The organism is Veillonella sp. 6_1_27, from assembly GCF_000163735.1.
Taxonomy (GTDB): Bacteria; Bacillota; Negativicutes; order Veillonellales; family Veillonellaceae; genus Veillonella; species Veillonella parvula_A.
This window is the reverse complement of sequence record NZ_GG770217.1, coordinates 316895-334771: the sequence shown is the minus strand read 5'-3', so window position 1 is coordinate 334771 and position 17877 is coordinate 316895. Positions and strand designations below refer to the sequence as shown.

The following is a 17877-nucleotide window of genomic DNA, read 5'->3' as shown; positions in this document are numbered from 1 at the left end:
AGGGTGGTACCACGGATATGACGTCCGTCCCTTCGGGGGGCGGGCGATTTTTTTTATGTAAAAGGAGCACATCATGGATTACGGTAAGACGTTACATTTGCCTGAAACAGAATTCCCAATGCGCGGCAATTTGCCTAAGCGCGAACCAGAAATCTTAAAATTCTGGGAAGATAACAAGATTTATCAAAAACGTTTGGAATTGCGTAAAGACGCAAAGCCATTCATTTTGCATGATGGCCCTCCATATGCGAACGGTAAATTGCACATTGGTCATGCCCTCAACAAAACGTTGAAGGACATCATCATGAAATACAAGACTATGACCGGTCACTATACGCGTTATATCCCAGGTTGGGATACGCATGGTTTGCCAATCGAGCATGCGGTTATCAAAAACACAGGTCTTAACCGTCATGAAATGGCTCCATTGGACTTGCGCAATAAATGTAAGGAATATGCATTGGAGTGTGTAGAAACACAAAAACAAGACTTCATTCGTTTTGGTGTATTAGGCGAATGGGATCGTCCGTATTTGACATTGCGCCCTGAGTTCGAAGTAAAACAACTTGGTATCTTCGGCGAAATGGCAAAACGCGGCCACATCTATAAAGGCCTTAAAACTGTATACTGGTGTACACACTGCGAAACTGCATTGGCAGAAGCAGAAATCGAATACGCTGAGAAAAAATCCTTCTCCATTTACGTAAAATTCCCTTACGTATCCGAGAAAAAGGTAACATTGCCAGCTGGCGTAGATCCAAAACAAGCATACTCCGTTATCTGGACAACTACTCCTTGGACAATGCCTGCCAACGTAGCAATCTCCGTTAACCCTGAGCTTGAATATGGCTGGGTAAAAGTAGGCGAAGAATACTACTTGATGGCTACTGAACTCGTTGATGCAGCTATGAAAGATATCGGCATCGAAGATTATGAAATCGTAAATCGCTTCTCTGGGGCAGACTTAGAATTGGCTGAATTTAAACATCCATTCGTAGAACGTAAATCTACTGTTTTATGTGGCGACCATGTAACGCTTGAAGCAGGTACTGGTTGCGTACATACAGCTCCTGCACACGGTGAAGATGACTTTAACATCGTTATGCGTTATAACAAGGAAGGCAAAACTGAACTTCCTATCGTATCTCTTGTTAATGAAACTGGTAACTACACAAAACAAGTAGACGACAACCGTTATGGCGATACCGAATTCCCATTGGCTGGTGTAGAAATCCACGATGCAGAGGTGCCTGTAATCAAAATCTTGGCGCACAATAATGCATTGCTTCACAAATCTAGCTTGCGTCACCAATACGCTCACTGCTGGCGTTGTAAAAATCCTGTAATCTACCGTGCTACAGAACAATGGTTCTCCTCTGTAGATGGATATCGTCAACAAGCACTTGATGCAATCGACAATCAAGTGCAATGGATTCCTAAATGGGGCCACGACCGAATTTTCAACATGGTTCGCGACCGCGGTGACTGGGTAATTTCCCGTCAACGTATTTGGGGCGTACCAATTCCTATTTACTATTGTGAAAGCTGTGGCGAGCACATCATCAACGATGATACTATCAAAGCATTACAAGAAAAAGTAGCCCTAGAAGGCTCCGATGCATGGTGGGCTCACAGTGCAAAAGAATTGTTACCAGAGGGTTTCAAATGTCCTCATTGCGGTCATGATGAGTTCAAAAAAGAAACTGACATCATGGACGTATGGTTTGACTCTGGTTCCTCTTGGGCTGGTGTACTTGAAGTTAACGATCTTGAAGTACCATGCGCTATGTACCTTGAAGGTTCCGACCAACATCGCGGCTGGTTCAACTCTTCCTTGTTAACTGCAGTGGCAACAACTGGTAAAGCACCATACAATTCCGTATTGACTCACGGCTTCGTTGTGGACGGCGAAGGTCGCAAGATGTCCAAATCTGTAGGTAATACAGTGGCACCTAGCGACATCATCGACGTATACGGCGCTGATGTTATGCGTTTGTGGGTATCCTCTGCGGATTACCAAGCAGACGTACGTTTGTCCAAAGACATCGTAAAACAATTATCTGAAGTATATCGTAAGATCCGTAATACATTCCGCTTCTTGCTCGGCAACTTGGATGACTTCAATCCAAATACTGATAAAGTGGCTTACGCAGCTATGTCCGAATTCGATAAATGGGCATTGTTGCGCTTAGAAGAAGTGCGTCAAAAGGTTACTGATGCGTACGAAAATTATGAATTCCACATGTTATACCATGCAATTCATAACTTCTGCACCGTAGACTTGAGCTCCATCTATCTTGATGTAATGAAAGATACTATGTATGCTGAAAGCAAAAACAACGTAGCTCGTCGTTCTGCTCAAACAGCGATGTATGAAATCTTGAAAACATTGGTAGCTATGGTATCTCCAGTGCTTTCCTTTACAGCAGAAGAAGTTTGGAAATACATGCCTAAAGAAGAGGGTATGCGCGAATCCGTTATGCTTCAAGATTGGCCACAAGGTCATCCAGAACACTTCAATCAAGAATTGGCTGACAAATGGAACCAATTGTTAGACTTGCGTACATCCGTACAAAAAGCTTTGGAACTTGCGCGTCAAGACAAAACAATTGGTCACCCATTGGATGCATCCGTTACGGTATACGCTGAAGGCGCTGCATTTGATGCATTGAATGCTCTTGGTGAAGAAGGCTTGGCTAAACTCGTTATCGTATCCGAAGCTCACATCGTGAACGGCGCTGCACCGGCAGAGGCTGTAAAAGACGAAGAAACAGGCGTAGCGACAGTTGTTGTTGCATCTAATCTCGAAAAATGTGAACGCTGCTGGATCCACCGCGATACAGTAGGCCAAAATAGCGAACATCCTACACTTTGTGCACGCTGTGCCGATGTTGTAAAAACACTATAATAAAAAAAGACCATCCTCCTGAGCTTTACTTCCAAAAATTGTGTCCAATTTTTGGGGTGCAGTTCACTGGGGATGGTCTTTTTATGTTTGTAAATCCTTTGGCACCGTTAATTGTTTCCAATTATCTAGCTCAGGTATTTCCAAGGTATTTATTGTTTTTTGAATCCAATAGTTTAAGGACACTTCATTTCCTACATATTGTTCGAATAAGTAGGTCTTACCAGGCGTGTCTCGTTGGTTTCCATCGTCATCGATGGTGTGACGGGCCGACTCTTTCAGATAGAGCTGCACTCTAAATGGGGTCGACTGATTGCCTTTAAAAATAAAATAGGATGGGCCCACAAAGTCATGGGTGCGAATATTAATTTGTTCGTATTTTTTCTCTTTCAACCCTTGCAAGGCAGTCTGAATCATAGCGTTCGCATCGTCGTATTCCTCTAACAAGAATGGCTGTTGATCAACATCGAGCACATAGTGCCAGGTCGGCTTTTCTTCATTCTTTTCGATGGACCAGTTCTCTTCGAGGCTAGGCAAGTGACGATTATGGTAAAGCTCTTTTAATAGGCTTAAGGTATTTTCTTTGTTGAATAGGGCCTTATAGACGATTTCCTGTCCTTCTGTTGGATCATAACCGTGCAGTCTTACTTGATAATGATTTCGTAGCATCCGCGTTACATCGAGCTTAAAGATATTGCGCAATACATCTGGAATGGATAGGAAACGATTGTAAAAGCTGAGCTTCATTTCTTCCTGTGACTCTAAGGCGGTTTCAATGGTTTGCCAGTCGTACAAAGTCGTATCCCACAGGAAGTCGTCCATGGTCACAGATAAACGGGCCGCATCTTGAGGCCAGGCGGCAGGTGCAGGGCGCACCGTAGTAGTGGATTCGGCAATGCCTTCTTTGTATTGCCAGTGACCATCAACCTCTTCAAAGGCCGCTAATCGTTCTTCTGCTTCGTCATCGATGGGAATATCTTTTATCTCTGGATCCAAATTGGCTTTGTGAGACAAGATATATTGATGGGATTGCTCGTAATAGGATACGGCTTGATCTAAATCTGGTTTGCCTGTTACATAGCCTTTTTCGTAGGCATAGCCCAAGGCAACACGTGTTAAAGCGCGCGTAATATCGTAGAAAAGAACGCGATTCTCCTCTTCAAAGGCTCGTTGCTCCTCATCTAAGACACGCAGTAACGATTGTACACCGAAGCGAATGTTTTTCGTCACCCCTAAACCGTGGATTCGCATGTAACCGATATAGGGCAAGGCGAACATAAAGCGATCTTTTGTGGCCGCCATATGCGTTAAGTCTGCAATGAGACCCCAGTCGAGAGAAAGGTGGCCTATGTGAAAGATATATCCAAAGGCCGCCTGTAAGGCGGTGTAGCCTGCATCACTAAACTCTTTCGTTGCCGCACGGCGGTAGAGACCTATGGCTTTTACCGGATCATAGGGGATAGTACAACGTAAATTTTTGGCATCATAGAAATGATAGTAATAATCTGCTAATTCTGCGATGCTTTCAGATTGACCTAAGGCGGCACCTTTAGTGAACCACGTGAAAGCATCCTCGAATTTACCGTTTTCATGGCAGTCGAGGCCTGTATATAGCATCATGGCAGGGTTGCCAAGCTCGGCCGCAGTCTTGGCGACGCGGCGCGCATTGGCAAAGTCAGCTTCGTCGATATAGATATTGCGCAAGTTTCCTTGGAACATGGCAAGACCGTTGTCGAGAGCCTTATTAAACCATTCTTTCGCCAGGTTAGATGCATTTTTTTGCAATTTTTCGTCTGGCACGGTGCCTTGTAAGGCGGCGATACGATCCCGTACAGAGTTTGCTGTAAGGCTTCTTTGAATGCGTTTAGTCCAGCTCATGGGCGGAGGTGTTAGCATAGCTTCAGCGGAGTCGATGCGATTATCATCGCGCCAGAAAAAGACATTGCCTATAACATATTGGCAATAGGCATCGCCTCGATTCGCATGGTCATAGACAATGCGGAAAGCATCGTCGAAGGAGATTTGCATATCCTTCTCCACGGTAGGCGTGATGGAGCCTTTGATACGCAAGGCTTGTAATGTACCGATAGGGCTACAACGGCGAATGCTATCGTGTAAGCACTGATAAGTGCGCATATTGTCCTCTGGGAAGTTAGACTCTTCCCAGGTAAAGCGAGGCCCTGCATAGACGCGCGCCAAGAGGGCATACGCATCACCTAGCTCTCGAGCCTCTGAATCATTGGCTATCTTGAGAGCATCCTCTTTAGTGTCTATATCACTTTCAAGACGGCTTGTCTTGTCGTTTCGTAAGGCTCTATCTTTTAGTTGACTGGGATTTTGCTGATTATTGACGATGAGCTCTAATTGACGTAACCCTTCTTGAGCCATGTTTTGATTATAGGATGTAAAAATCATGTGGAAGACCTTTTGCAGGCGTTCCGTAAAGTACTGTGCCATTAGGCCTCCTTTTATACATGTATACAGTAAATACATATTTATTATATAACGAACGCGAGGTACCGTAAAAGAGAAAATACTAGTATATCTGTATGTTCTCCATTGATATCATACTGCTATCGGTTACCTGCTTTTATAGTATACTAGCCTATTTTTACTCTATATCTATGCATAATACAGAATCTTCAGCATGTATTGGATTTAAATGATAAAAAAATCCCCTCTGAAGAAAATCTGTTGTCACAAATTTTATGTGATGTCTGCAATCTTTCAGAGGGGTTATTATGTATCCTAGTTCTTAGCAATACATATTATTTTTTGTTGTAATCGCCGAACCATTTGTCGTAGATTTTTTGGTAAGTGCCGTCTTCTTTAAGTTCTTTAAGAGCTTTGTTAACAGCTTCTTGTAAAGCTTTGTTGCCTTTTTTCACGCCAAGCACTGTGCCCGGAGATTGTGTAGGTTCGCCTACAAGTTTAAGGTCTTGATCAGCACCTTGTTTGAGGTAGTACATAGCAACTGCATTATCGATGATAGCACCGTCGATTGTACCAGCTTTCAATTCCATGAAGATATTAGCATTAGAATCGATTTGTTTTACTGTTGTACCAGGAATTTTTTGAGCCATTTCAACCGGGATTGTACCGATTTGAGCGCCTACAGTTTTACCTGCTAATTCATCCATGTTGTGGATTGTTGTGTTGTCTTTACGAACAACTGTGATGAAACCGCCTTGGTCGAAGTATACATCGGAGAAGTCCAATGCTTTTTCACGTTCAGGTGTAGCGTTGATGCCTGCTGCGATCATGTCGATATCGCCAGATTGAACTGCTGGAATCAAAGCATCGAAGCCCATGGATTTGAATTCCATTTTTAAACCAAGTTTTTTAGCAATTGCTTCGGACAAATCAACGTCGAAACCAACGTATTTGTCGCCTTCAGTGAATTCGAATGGTGGGAATGTAGTTTCAGAACCTACACGCAATACACCTTCTTGTTGTGTCATTTTTGGTTTGTCATTGCCACAACCAGCCAATAAACCCATTGCTGCTATCGCTACGAGGGCGATGGCTGTCAATTTTTTGAACTTAAACATAGTATCCTCCTCAAACATCCATATACATGGTTTATACATTTCTGTTTATATTGTACGGAATTTTACACCAATAGGCAATAACATTGTATAATTAAGAGTAAACGAGTTTTCTATTCTTTATTGTAGAGTATCATAATCCTTTACAATAATGTGGTTATATACATGGAGGCAATATGTCCCTTACAACTACTTTTGCTGATCTTTGTAAAAGCTTCGCACCTGATGCGTTTGCCATTAATTACACATTAGCCAAGAATCCTGAGATTTCCAGTCAGGAGTTTGAGTCCGTCAAAACCATAGGCGCTGTTCTCGAAAAATATGGCATGGACGTAACCTATGAATTCTGTGGTTTGCCGACTGCCTTTAAGGCGTCTGCTGTGAAAGTAGATAACCCTCAAGGTCGTTTGGCGATTTTATGTGAATACGATGCACTGCCAGAGGTAGGCCATGCGTGCGGTCACTCTGCTAGCGGCTCTATGAGTGTGTTAGCGGCGTTGACACTACATAAAATGCAACAAGAGGGCGTAGCTTTCAACATGGACATCGATATTATCGGCACACCAGACGAAGAAGCGATGGGTTGCAAGGTAGACATGTGTAACGCAGGGGTGTTCAAAGAATACGATTTTGCCATTATGGTCCACCTCGACGGCGAGGAAACGCGTCCTAACTCACAATTCTTGGCACTCGACTGTTTCCGCGCTAAGTATCACGGTAAGCCAGCCCATGCGGCAGGAGAACCTTGGAATGGTGTCAATGCGGTAAACGGTGTGCAACTTGCCATCCATGCTATGGATATGATGCGCCAACAGGTGCGTCCTGAAACGCGCATCGGCACGTGGATCATTGCGGGAGGCACCGCATCCAATGTGATTCCTGCCTTCGGTGAATTAGAGGTTACCGTGCGTCATACGGAGCGTGAGTATTTGAATGGTTTATCTGAGCAAATCAAAAAAATCTTTGAAGGGGCTGCCCTTTGTACAGGCACAACTGTGGATGTAGAGTTTTATGGAAATCCTTATGATGATATGAATCAAAACAATCGTGGCACAGCGCTTATCGAAGAGGTAATGGCCAATATGGGCCTCGATTTTGAGCCCGGTCCAGCAGCCCTTGGAGGTAGCTCAGATATTGGCAATGTAAGCTATCAATGTGCGGCATTCCATCCTAAATTGCGCCTCGCTGGCGAGCCGAAGGTGTGCCATTCTAAAGAATTTGCAGCTGCTATGTTAGAGCCTACTATTGAACAAACCATTATCGACGGTGCAAACATCATTGGTGGCACAGTATTGCGATTGGTAGAACACCCAGAAATTTTAGAAGAAATCGTAGCCGAATTTAATAATTCTAAATAGAAGGAATAAAAGGAATAGAAAGAATAAAGGGAATAGAAGGAACAGAAGGAGGATGTATGGCCACGACTGAAACATTAGAAATAAAAAATTATATAGGCCTCACAGGGGATAAGCCCATTCGATTTATCGCATCCGATGTAGATGGTACCTTGGTAAATGATGCGAAAGCAATTCCTGAGGATGCCATTGAGGCGATTCGTGCGGCTCGTGAAAGCGGCATTCGCGTAGCCATTGCTTCTGGCCGCGCTTGGAATGAGATGAATGATGTCATCGAAAAATTGCCTTGCTTACGCTATTTCATGTGCACCAATGGTGCTTACGTGATGGACAAGGATGAAAACCGCAGTCTATTCCATGTAAATTTTGATAAGGAGCAAGCTCTACACTTGTTACGTAAACTATTAACCTATGGCGTATATGTAGAGGCCTATGTGAAAGATCAAATCTTTGGCATGTATCCACCCTCTAGATGTATTACACCTGAACGCTTAGGGGTATGTGCTAGTGAACGTAATGGAGAAGATAAAAAGACTTTGCATGGCATAATGGATAATCATCTGCCTAATACTAAAAATCAGATTTCTGGTATAGGAGACACTCGTCTGCCAGGAGCAACGTACGATCATTATGCATTGGCGGAAGGCAATGAAGCAGCAAAGGTAAAGATGTCTGAATGTGAAATAGAGCAATCTAATTTCTTCTTTAGGCCCAATATTCGTCCATTTATTTTGGCTACGCGGACCATGGTATGTGATTTACTAGCCCATATGGAATCCTTAGACGAAGGGCCTGAGAAGATTCAAATCTTCTACGGTGATGAACCAATGCGTCAACGTATCTTGCAAGACTTGCGCGATGAATACCAAGGTTTATCCCACGACGGTACAGGTCGTGAACGATTCTATGATGTGCTGCTCTCTAGTGAAGGCAATTTAGAATTCGTCTTGCCCCATACTACAAAGGGCACAGCCGTAGAAGCGTTGGCAAAACATTGGGGCTTAAGCCCTGACGAGGTAATGACACTAGGGGACAGCGAAAACGACCTATCTATGTTACGCTTTGCGGGCGCTGGCGTAGCCATGGGTAATAGCAAGCCGAATATTAAAGAAGCGGCACGTTACGAAACGACAGACAATAACCACCAAGGCGTGGCAAAGGCAATCTATTCCGCTATTGCGTATAATAGTGAACTAAATAAGAAAAAATAATTTTGATAGTTATTGTTGTGCTAAATTCCAGATACTACCAATTAAAAATAAATACTTTTAACTGGTAGTATTTGAAAATATATATGTTATTTAATTGCAAAAATACATGAATCGTAATAGGTGCTTATGATTACGTAGATTTGTAAAGGCTAATAGGTACACAGTAGATAGGAGGTGATGTATAATGGGAAATCTAAAGTTTAATATTGATGATACTTGCGTTAAGTGCGGAGCTTGTGCAGAGGATTGTCCTGTTCAATGCATCACCGAAGGGAAGACTCGATTTATCATTGGGAAAGGCTGTATCAGTTGTGGCGACTGCTATTCGATCTGTCCCGTGGGGGCCGTAAAAATGTATAAAAGAGAGGACCCTAAAAAGTGATAACTAGAAATCCGAACATTGGATTCTTATTTATAATCTATATACGGAATATATGGAGTCGTTATACTTCCTATGGTATAATAAAATGTAATGAAAAATTAGCGTTTGGCTCGGAAAAACGCACCCCCAGTACAGATATGTATGGGCATAATAAATAGTGAATATACTTTCACAAATAGATGCATATGGAGGAAGGCATGGAAAACAAGGAATTTGTAATTGTTGTTGACTTTGGTGGTCAATATAACCAATTGATCGCGCGCCGTGTTCGTGAAAATCACGTATACTGCGAAGTATATCCATACAACAAAGCGCTGGATAAAATTAAGGAATTAAAACCGCAAGGTATCATCTTCACAGGCGGTCCTAACAGCGTGTATGAAGAAAACTCTCCAAAAATTGAGAAAGAGATTTTTGAACTTGGTATTCCTATTCTTGGCATGTGCTATGGTATGCAATTTATGGCGCATACATTAGGTGGCGAAGTTAAATCTGCAGATAACCGTGAATTCGGTAAAACACCTACTAAAGTGGACACTACATCTCCATTGTTCAAAGGCTTGGAAGAAGATCAAGTTGTTTGGATGTCCCATGTTGACTATGTAGCAAAGGTTCCAGAAGGCTTTGAAATCGTAGCACATACTAAGGATTGCCCTGTTGCATCCATGCAAAATACAGAACGTAAACTATATGCTATGCAATACCATGCAGAAGTGTTGCATACTGAACATGGCAAAGAAATGCTTCACAACTTCTTGTATGAAGTTTGTGGCTTCACAGGCACATGGACAATGGCAAACTATGCGAAATCTGCTATTGAAGACATCCGCAAAACCGTTGGTGACGGCAAAGTATTGTTGGCATTGTCTGGTGGTGTAGATAGCTCCGTTGCGGCAGCTCTTATTTCTAAAGCTGTAGGCGACCAATTGACTTGTATCTTTGTTGACCATGGTTTGATGCGTAAAAACGAAGGTGACGAAGTAGAAGCAGCTTTCAAAGATTCTGGCATGCATTTCATCCGCGTCGATGCAGAAAAACGTTTCTTAGATAAATTGGCTGGACTTGAAGATCCAGAAGCTAAACGTAAAGCTATCGGTGAAGAGTTCATTCGCGTATTTGAAGATGAAGGCCGTAAAATCGGTTCCGTTGATTTCTTAGCACAAGGTACAATCTACCCTGACGTTATCGAGTCTGGTACTGGGGAAGCTGAAGTTATCAAATCTCACCATAACGTAGGCGGCTTGCCTGCAGTGGTAGATTTCAAAGGTCTTATCGAACCATTGCGCAACCTCTTCAAAGACGAAGTGCGTGAACTTGGTTCTGAATTAGGTTTGGCTGATTACCTCGTATGGCGACAACCATTCCCAGGTCCTGGTCTTGCAATCCGCGTAATGGGCGAAATCACTAAAGAAAAACTCGACATTTTGCGTGATGCGGACTACATCTTCCGTGATGAAATTGCAAAAGCTGGCCTTGATCGCAGCATCAACCAATACTTTGCAGTATTAACATCTACACGTACCGTAGGCGTTATGGGTGACTTCCGTACATACGATTACACATTGGCATTGCGTGGCGTAACAACAACAGACTTCATGACTGCTGACTGGGCACGCATCCCTTACGACGTATTGGATACAATCTCCCGTCGTATCGTAAACGAAGTACAACACATCAACCGTATCGTGTACGATATTACATCTAAACCACCTGCTACAATTGAGTGGGAATAAGATTGTTTGCTTAATATAGGTAACATATAAAAATACATAATATAATTTAGTCATCCAAAGAGTCTGTCTTTGGATGACTTTTTTATATCGTTTTTGTATGTATTTTTAAATGGTTAATAGATATTTAGTCTTAGTGATTACAGTGGTAGAAGTAGGATAGTTTTTTGTACTATGAAAAATAAATGAATTAAAGATATATTCTGAATATTTAAGATGTTATAATAAAAAATATTAGGATTTATAGTATATTTACTAGATTATACGGATTTTATAAAAATAATCTTGACTTGTAAGTTTTAATAAGGATGGTATATAAGTTATGGCAGCAAAAAACAATACAGATATTGGGTTTGAAAAACAAATATGGGATGCGGCTTGTGTTCTTTGGGGGCATATTCCTGCTGCAGAATATCGAAAAGTCATTGTAGGGTTAATATTTCTTCGTTACATATCGAGTGCTTTTGAGAAACGCTATGAAGAGCTTATAAAAGAAGGCGACGGATTTGAAAATGATAGAGATGCATATGCAGAAGAAAATATTTTCTTTGTTCCAGAAGAAGCTCGATGGACTACAATTGCATCTGCTGCACATACACCTGAAATTGGACTTGTTATTGATAATGCAATGAGAGCTATTGAAAAAGAGAATACAACACTTAAAAATGTATTACCTAAGAATTATGCTAGTCCTGATTTAGATAAAAGAGTTCTCGGAGAAGTTGTTGACCTTTTTACTAATGAAGTCAAAATGGATGGTACCGAGGCGAGTAAGGATTTGTTAGGAAGAACATATGAATATTGTATTGCTCAGTTTGCTTCTTATGAAGGTACTAAGGGTGGCGAGTTTTATACACCGTCAAGTATCGTTAAAACTATTGTCTCTATTTTAAAACCATTTAATAATTGTCGCGTATATGATCCTTGTTGTGGTAGTGGTGGCATGTTTGTGCAAAGTGAGAAATTTGTACAAGCCCATAGTGGTAACCGAGGAACTATCTCTGTTTATGGTCAAGAATCTAATGCTGACACTTGGAAGATGGCAAAAATGAATATGGCAATTCGTGGTATCGATGCAAACTTTGGTCCATATCAGGCAGATACATTCTTTAATGACTTACATAAAACATTGAAAGCCGATTTTATTATGGCAAATCCACCGTTTAATCTCTCTAATTGGGGACAGGAAAAGCTAAAGGATGATGTCCGCTGGAAATATGGTTTACCTCCTGCAGGAAATGCAAACTATGCATGGATTCAGCATATGATACATCATCTTGGTTCAAATGGGAAAATCGGCCTTGTTTTGGCAAATGGTGCACTATCATCACAAACTAGTGGTGAGGGCGATATTAGAAAAAATATTATTGAAGCGGATCTCGTGGAAGGTATTGTAGCTTTACCTACTCAGTTATTTTATAGTGTTACTATACCAGTTACCTTATGGTTTATTTCAATGAATAAAAAACAAAAAGGAAAGACTCTATTTATTGATGCACGTAATATGGGCTATATGGTTAATCGTAAACATAGAGATTTTACTGATGATGATATTCAACGATTAGCTGATACATTCTCGTCATTTCAAGATGGTACTTTAGAGGATGTAAAAGGCTTTTGTGCTGTTGTTGATACTAAGAAGATTGAAGAACAAGATTATATTCTTACTCCAGGTCGATATGTTGGTATTGAAGCGGTTGAGGAAGATAATGAGCCATTTGAGGAAAAAATGAGTCGGCTTACTTCTGAACTATCAGAAATGTTTATAAAATCCCGTGAATTAGAGACGGAAATTCGTGAAAAGCTAGGGGCGATTGGATATGACATTAAATGATGACGTTAAATATTATTTAATTTTTGATACAAATGTTTTATTTCAAGCGTACGAAAAAAAAGCTGATTTTACCTCATTTAGTTTTAATTCAACATATGAAAATATCATTGATATGATTAATCAATTGGATATTTATAGTCAAGTAGTATTAGTGATTCCTTCTGTGGTTTGGGGAGAACTAGAACAACAGATTATAGAAAAACATGATGAATTAATATCAAAGTATATAAATACAATAAAAAATAAGGCTTTTCCTGAATATTCTATAAAAGAGAATCCTCCAATAGATTATTCAGAATATATAAAAACAAAAATTAAAAAATATAAGAATGATATTCAACAAGGTATGAGTGAAGTAATAGAAATTCAAAATGCGTCCAATAGCAGATTTAGAAGTATAATAGATCGTGCATTTGGCAAGCGTCCACCATTTGAAGGAAAAGATAAGAAGTCTGATAAAGGGTTTAAGGATGCATTGTTATGGGAAAGTATTTTAGAATTTGCGTTAAATCAACCTAAATCGGAAATCATATATTACTCGAAAGATAATGCTTTTGGAGAATTTTTGATTCAAGAGTTTTCGGAAGTTGTAGATAAATCATCGTTATTCATATGTAAAAATGAAAATAAAGTTAAACTACGATTAGAAGCGTGGGCACAGGAAATTGATAAGTATTCATATCACCCTATTGAAAGTTTTGATGAAAATAAGGAAATCATAGATTGGCTTAATTCTGAGGATTTCTTTAGGCAAATAACTGAAGGTAATTTTGATTTTATTGAAAGGGGACGCCTGATTAATTCTGTGTCTGCATATTTAATTAATATTAATGATATTGAATATTTAAGCTCGAATGAGGAAATACACAATTATTATATTGAACTAACACTTAAACTTATATATAAATTCAAGGATGGTGCAGAAACCGCAGAAGAGATAGATGTAGGATTGGATGTTACAGTATGGGATGAGAGTACTTATATGTTAGAAGATGCTTACCGTATAGATGGTGATTAATTTTAAATAGGTAAAGTTTAGCTATGGATTCTAAATATTTGATATTAGATATATTTCCCATTAAGAAATAGAGGTGGTGGAGATGAAGTGTAAATTATCGGATATTTGTGAGTATAGAAAAGGGAAAGTGAATACTTCAAATTTAACGTTAAAAACATATATATCAACTGAGAATATGTTACCTGATAAGGCTGGAGTTGTTGAAGCTAATTCTTTGCCATCTACTACATTAGTTCAAGAATATAAAGAACATGATACTCTTGTTTCAAATATAAGGCCTTATTTCAAGAAGGTTTGGCAAGCAAAACATGATGGTGGATGTTCGAATGATGTATTGGTTTTTCAAGGAAACTTGAATGTAGATAAAGACTTCCTTTACTATATACTTGCTAATGATGATTTTTTTGCATACTCAATGGCGACATCTAAAGGAACAAAAATGCCAAGAGGGGATAAAAAATCAATAATGCAGTATGAACTACAGTTATTTGATATAAAGATCCAGAAAAAAATAGTAAGTATATTAAAGTTATTAGATAAGAAGATTGAATTAAATAATGCTATAAACAATAATTTAGCAGCTTAAAGTTCTATGTCTGAAACATCAAGCTCGCCAGATATCAGCTTAGGTAATAATGCATCTATAATATCAACAAGTCGTGAGTTTTCTGCTTCAAGCACTTCCTGTTGCTGGAAGATTGGAGTACAAAAGGCATTGAATTTATCGATAGTTTCGTTATCGGGAATTACAACAGGGACAGATTTCATTCCTGCGCCTGATATTTCCTTAAAAGTTGAACCCGAAGCCATTCCCTCGATGGTCGGCAATAAGAATTTTAGAAGATAATAAATAAAAACTGTACCAACATTTTCATTTGGAACTACCGATTTGAATCCCTGATTAGTTGTTACTTCGTTGGCAGCAATGGCAATGTACCCAATAGGTGCTCTGGAACTAAACAGAACTGTTCCGGTTGGCATTTTAGTTGCACTACTCTTGGAGAATCCTAATTCTGAAATATCAATTTCACCGTGAGAAATGAATTTTGACTTATTAAGAGATAAATCTTTTGGAGTAATCCATGCTATGCCTTTCTCGGAGTAATATTCTGGCTTTGTTTTGGAGGGGGTTCCACCTGCAACAATAGTTCCAAGGTCAGAAAGTACACCATCTTTCCATATTGGATTAACATTCTCAACAAACAATGAGTGAAAAAGAGCTTCTGCTTGATACTCTAAATTATTGTTTAACATACAACCATAACTCTTGCGAGTGGCAAGAATTAAAAAGAGGGATTGCCACTCCGTAGTCTTTCTCTACGATAGAAAAGGAGAACAGACTATGAAACAGAAAGTAATCAACGAGGTTATGCAGGGTATGCTCAGCTGCCTCAACAATGTGCAGTTGGAGAGGCTGCAGGAAGTACTAGAACATGCGTTGTTCCATAAACAAATAAGCGAGACGGAGGAAGAAGTCAATGAAGCACTAACAAATGAACAGCTTCTGGAAAGATTCCTCGCGGCAAAACGAATAGAGGGATGCTCAGAAAAGTCGCTGGCGTATTACAGGACTACGATTGATGCTATGACCGCTAAGGTGGAAAAGAACGTCCGAGAGACAGAAACGGACGATTTGCGTACATACCTGACGGAGTATCAACAGGAGAAAAACTCCAGCAAGGTTACCGTTGATAACATCCGTAGAATACTGTCGAGTTTCTTTTCTTGGCTGGAGGATGAGGATTATATTCTGAAGAGTCCAGCTCGAAGAATCCATAAGGTGAAGGCGGCCTTGACAATCAAGGAAACATATACCGACGAGGCCTTGGAGAAAATGCGCGATAGCTGTGAGGAGCCCAGAGATTTAGCATTGATAGATATGCTTGCTTCAACCGGAATGCGTGTTGGAGAACTGGTCCTTCTTAATAGAGATGATATCAACTTTGAGGAGCGGGAATGTGTCGTGTTCGGTAAAGGCAGTAAAGAACGGATGGTGTACTTCGACGCACGGACTAAAATTCATTTGCAGAACTACCTGCAGGAACGCACTGATGATAATCCGGCGTTATTCGTATCGCTTCGTGCTCCGCATGAGAGACTGCAGAGCGGTGGTGTTGAGCGGAGGCTCCGGGAACTCGGAAAGAAGCTGGATATTGAGAAGGTGCATCCGCATAAGTTCCGTCGCACACTTGCTACGATGGCAATCGATAAAGGAATGCCGATTGAACAATTGCAGCAACTGCTTGGCCATAAACGGATTGATACGACGCTACAATATGCGATGGTAAAACAAAGCAATGTAAAATTGGCACATAGAAAATATATAGGTTAGGATGGTGAAAATATGGCTGAATGGGTAATGAAAAAGCTGAAAGATATAGCGGATTTTAATCCAAGAGAATCCCTTGCAAAAGGGACAGTTGCAAAAAAAATCGGTATGGATAAGCTGCAGCCTTTTTGCCGGGATGTACTGGGATATGATCTGGAGCAATTCTCCGGCGGCACAAAATTCCGCAATGGAGATACGATTATGGCCAGAATTACTCCGTGCTTGGAGAATGGAAAGACGGCAAAGGTCAGCATTCTTGATGATGGAGAAGTAGGTTTTGGCTCTACAGAATACATAGTGTTTCGTGCTAAAAATAGTGTGGATGAGGACTTTATCTATTATCTGGTTTGTAGCCCACTTGTCCGTGAGCCAGCGATAAAGTCGATGGTAGGATCGTCTGGAAGGCAGAGAGTTCAGACGGATGTGGTTCAGAATTTGGAGATAATGGTTCCGGATTATGAAGAGCAGAGAAGGATATCCGGACTCCTGAAATCACTGGATGATAAGATTGCGTTAAATAATGCGATAAACAATAATTTAGCTCAGCAAGCAAAAACGATATATCAAACTTGGTTTGAAAAATTCATTTTATCGAATGGTTCTTGTCCACCTACATGGAAACGAGGTATATTAGCCGATATAGCTAATATAACGAGTGGGAAAAGACCTCCGAAAAAGTCTACTAAGAAACAGAATGGTTTTGAAATTCCACTTTTGGGGGCAACTTCTATTGTAGGTTTTACCAATGAAGCAAATTATACTAATAAAATACTTGTGATTGGTCGAGTAGGGACACATGGTATAGTTCAACGTATTAATTTTCCATGTTGGGCTTCTGATAACACACTAGTAATAACAAGCGAACTTTATGAGTACACCTTTCAAATTCTTCAAAAAATTAATTATCACGCTATGAATCGAGGATCAACACAGCCACTTATCACTCAAGCAGATATGAATAAAGTTGACATTCTTATTCCTGATAATCAAATACTCACGGAGTTTGAATCAATTGTTGGTCAACTAATGAAAAAGTATGAGACAAATTTAATGGAAAATACCAAACTTGCTGAACTTAGAGATTATTTACTTCCATGTCTTCTGTCTGGTGAACTTGATGTATCACAAATTAATATATAATAAATCAACATGAACTACAGACAATTAAATTATTGTTTATTGTACATGGTGGTAAATATTAATTTTAAGAAATACTTATTCTTGATAATAGAGGGATATAAATATATTAGTGTAGAGTTTTAAGGTCAAAATTATCTCTTAAATTGCAATATGAAATTGAACACTCTGTAAATCCATAACTTTATTAACTTCTTCAATGAAGACTTCTTGAGGCGTTTGGTAATCCAACAGCTTTCGGGGTAAATTGTTGCACCAATTTAACGCCCGCTGAATCGTTTCTTCTGACACAGTCTTTATGGGCGTTCCTTTTGGAATAAAGCGGCGTAATAGTCCGTTATGTCGTTCATTTGAACCGCGTTCCCCAGGCGAGTACGGGTGAGCAAAGAAAATAGATAAATCCTCTGTTTCTAATGTACTTATGTCTG

Annotated in this window: 14 protein-coding genes; 10 read left to right on the top strand and 4 right to left on the bottom strand. The window is 40.1% G+C overall.

What is annotated here, in order from left to right; all coding sequences use genetic code 11:
* Positions 1-73 precede the first annotated feature (73 nt).
* On the top strand, positions 74-2908 hold the full coding sequence (ileS, locus tag HMPREF0874_RS08530; RefSeq protein ID WP_008603150.1) for an isoleucine--tRNA ligase: 2835 nt from the start codon (positions 74-76) through the stop codon (positions 2906-2908).
* A gap of 81 nt (positions 2909-2989) precedes the next feature.
* Here the strand turns inward: ileS and HMPREF0874_RS08525 are convergent, their stop codons facing one another.
* Together HMPREF0874_RS08525 and HMPREF0874_RS08520 are read right to left on the bottom strand one after the other, a co-directional pair.
* Positions 2990-5362: a tetratricopeptide repeat protein gene (locus HMPREF0874_RS08525; protein ID WP_039965411.1), complete on the bottom strand. Its 2373-nt coding sequence runs from the start codon at positions 5360-5362 to the stop codon at positions 2990-2992.
* Between the two features lie 311 nt (positions 5363-5673).
* Positions 5674-6456 (bottom strand): basic amino acid ABC transporter substrate-binding protein, encoded by a 783-nt coding sequence (locus tag HMPREF0874_RS08520; RefSeq protein WP_008603148.1) that lies wholly within the window; start codon positions 6454-6456, stop codon positions 5674-5676.
* Positions 6457-6629: 173 nt separating this feature from the next.
* Here HMPREF0874_RS08520 and HMPREF0874_RS08515 point away from each other — a divergent pair, with 173 nt between their 5' ends.
* The 7 genes from HMPREF0874_RS08515 (at position 6630) to HMPREF0874_RS08485 (ending at position 14569) form a co-directional block, all read left to right on the top strand.
* Positions 6630-7811: an amidohydrolase gene (locus tag HMPREF0874_RS08515; RefSeq protein WP_008603147.1), complete on the top strand. Its 1182-nt coding sequence runs from the start codon at positions 6630-6632 to the stop codon at positions 7809-7811.
* 56 nt (positions 7812-7867) lie between these two features.
* On the top strand, positions 7868-9019 hold the full coding sequence (locus HMPREF0874_RS08510; protein ID WP_008603145.1) for an HAD hydrolase family protein: 1152 nt from the start codon (positions 7868-7870) through the stop codon (positions 9017-9019).
* A 184-nt stretch (positions 9020-9203) separates the two neighbouring features.
* On the top strand, positions 9204-9401 hold the full coding sequence (locus HMPREF0874_RS08505; RefSeq protein ID WP_008603144.1) for a 4Fe-4S binding protein: 198 nt from the start codon (positions 9204-9206) through the stop codon (positions 9399-9401).
* Positions 9402-9598: 197 nt separating this feature from the next.
* Positions 9599-11134 carry a glutamine-hydrolyzing GMP synthase gene (gene guaA, locus HMPREF0874_RS08500; RefSeq protein WP_008603142.1) on the top strand — a complete coding sequence of 512 codons (1536 nt, stop codon included), beginning with the start codon at positions 9599-9601 and terminating at the stop codon, positions 11132-11134.
* A 319-nt stretch (positions 11135-11453) separates the two neighbouring features.
* Entirely contained in the window at positions 11454-12965 is a 1512-nt protein-coding gene (locus HMPREF0874_RS08495; protein ID WP_008603140.1) for a class I SAM-dependent DNA methyltransferase, read from the top strand.
* A complete protein-coding gene (locus tag HMPREF0874_RS08490) occupies positions 12952-13983 on the top strand; it encodes a PIN domain-containing protein (protein WP_008603138.1) in 1032 nt (343 codons plus the stop codon). Before HMPREF0874_RS08495 ends, HMPREF0874_RS08490 begins: the two co-directional genes overlap by 14 nt.
* A gap of 82 nt (positions 13984-14065) precedes the next feature.
* The gene (locus tag HMPREF0874_RS08485) at positions 14066-14569 is read left to right on the top strand and encodes a restriction endonuclease subunit S (RefSeq protein ID WP_008603136.1); all 504 of its coding nucleotides are present in this window, start codon (positions 14066-14068) and stop codon (positions 14567-14569) included.
* On the opposite strand, the gene HMPREF0874_RS08480 is transcribed toward HMPREF0874_RS08485, so the two are convergent.
* Complete coding sequence (locus HMPREF0874_RS08480) at positions 14566-15237, bottom strand: restriction endonuclease subunit S (protein WP_008603135.1); 672 nt, start codon at positions 15235-15237, stop codon at positions 14566-14568. The two genes, HMPREF0874_RS08485 and HMPREF0874_RS08480, sit on opposite strands and share 4 nt — an antisense overlap.
* 88 nt (positions 15238-15325) lie before the next feature.
* Here HMPREF0874_RS08480 and xerA point away from each other — a divergent pair, with 88 nt between their 5' ends.
* Both xerA and HMPREF0874_RS09970 read left to right on the top strand, forming a co-directional pair.
* The gene (gene xerA / locus HMPREF0874_RS08475) at positions 15326-16315 is read left to right on the top strand and encodes a site-specific tyrosine recombinase/integron integrase (protein WP_008603133.1); all 990 of its coding nucleotides are present in this window, start codon (positions 15326-15328) and stop codon (positions 16313-16315) included.
* A 12-nt stretch (positions 16316-16327) separates the two neighbouring features.
* Positions 16328-17452: a restriction endonuclease subunit S gene (locus HMPREF0874_RS09970; protein ID WP_008603131.1), complete on the top strand. Its 1125-nt coding sequence runs from the start codon at positions 16328-16330 to the stop codon at positions 17450-17452.
* Positions 17453-17590: 138 nt separating this feature from the next.
* Here the strand turns inward: HMPREF0874_RS09970 and HMPREF0874_RS10100 are convergent.
* Positions 17591-17877: IS30 family transposase (locus tag HMPREF0874_RS10100; RefSeq protein ID WP_008603130.1), on the bottom strand; the 287-nt coding region annotated here is incomplete at its 5' end.

Bases quoted from the DNA above. Each gene is read 5' to 3' on its own strand.
- HMPREF0874_RS08485 (WP_008603136.1), top strand. From the start codon at position 14,066: ATGAAGTGTAAATTATCGGATATTTGTGAGTATAGAAAAGGGAAAGTG.
- HMPREF0874_RS08480 (WP_008603135.1), bottom strand. From the start codon at position 15,237: ATGTTAAACAATAATTTAGAGTATCAAGCAGAAGCTCTTTTTCACTCA.
- xerA (WP_008603133.1), top strand. From the start codon at position 15,326: ATGAAACAGAAAGTAATCAACGAGGTTATGCAGGGTATGCTCAGCTGC.
- HMPREF0874_RS08495 (WP_008603140.1), top strand. From the start codon at position 11,454: ATGGCAGCAAAAAACAATACAGATATTGGGTTTGAAAAACAAATATGG.
- HMPREF0874_RS08510 (WP_008603145.1), top strand. From the start codon at position 7,868: ATGGCCACGACTGAAACATTAGAAATAAAAAATTATATAGGCCTCACA.
- HMPREF0874_RS08515 (WP_008603147.1), top strand. From the start codon at position 6,630: ATGTCCCTTACAACTACTTTTGCTGATCTTTGTAAAAGCTTCGCACCT.
- HMPREF0874_RS08520 (WP_008603148.1), bottom strand. From the start codon at position 6,456: ATGTTTAAGTTCAAAAAATTGACAGCCATCGCCCTCGTAGCGATAGCA.
- HMPREF0874_RS09970 (WP_008603131.1), top strand. From the start codon at position 16,328: ATGGCTGAATGGGTAATGAAAAAGCTGAAAGATATAGCGGATTTTAAT.
- guaA (WP_008603142.1), top strand. From the start codon at position 9,599: ATGGAAAACAAGGAATTTGTAATTGTTGTTGACTTTGGTGGTCAATAT.
- HMPREF0874_RS08490 (WP_008603138.1), top strand. From the start codon at position 12,952: ATGACATTAAATGATGACGTTAAATATTATTTAATTTTTGATACAAAT.
- ileS (WP_008603150.1), top strand. From the start codon at position 74: ATGGATTACGGTAAGACGTTACATTTGCCTGAAACAGAATTCCCAATG.
- HMPREF0874_RS08505 (WP_008603144.1), top strand. From the start codon at position 9,204: ATGGGAAATCTAAAGTTTAATATTGATGATACTTGCGTTAAGTGCGGA.
- HMPREF0874_RS08525 (WP_039965411.1), bottom strand. From the start codon at position 5,362: ATGGCACAGTACTTTACGGAACGCCTGCAAAAGGTCTTCCACATGATT.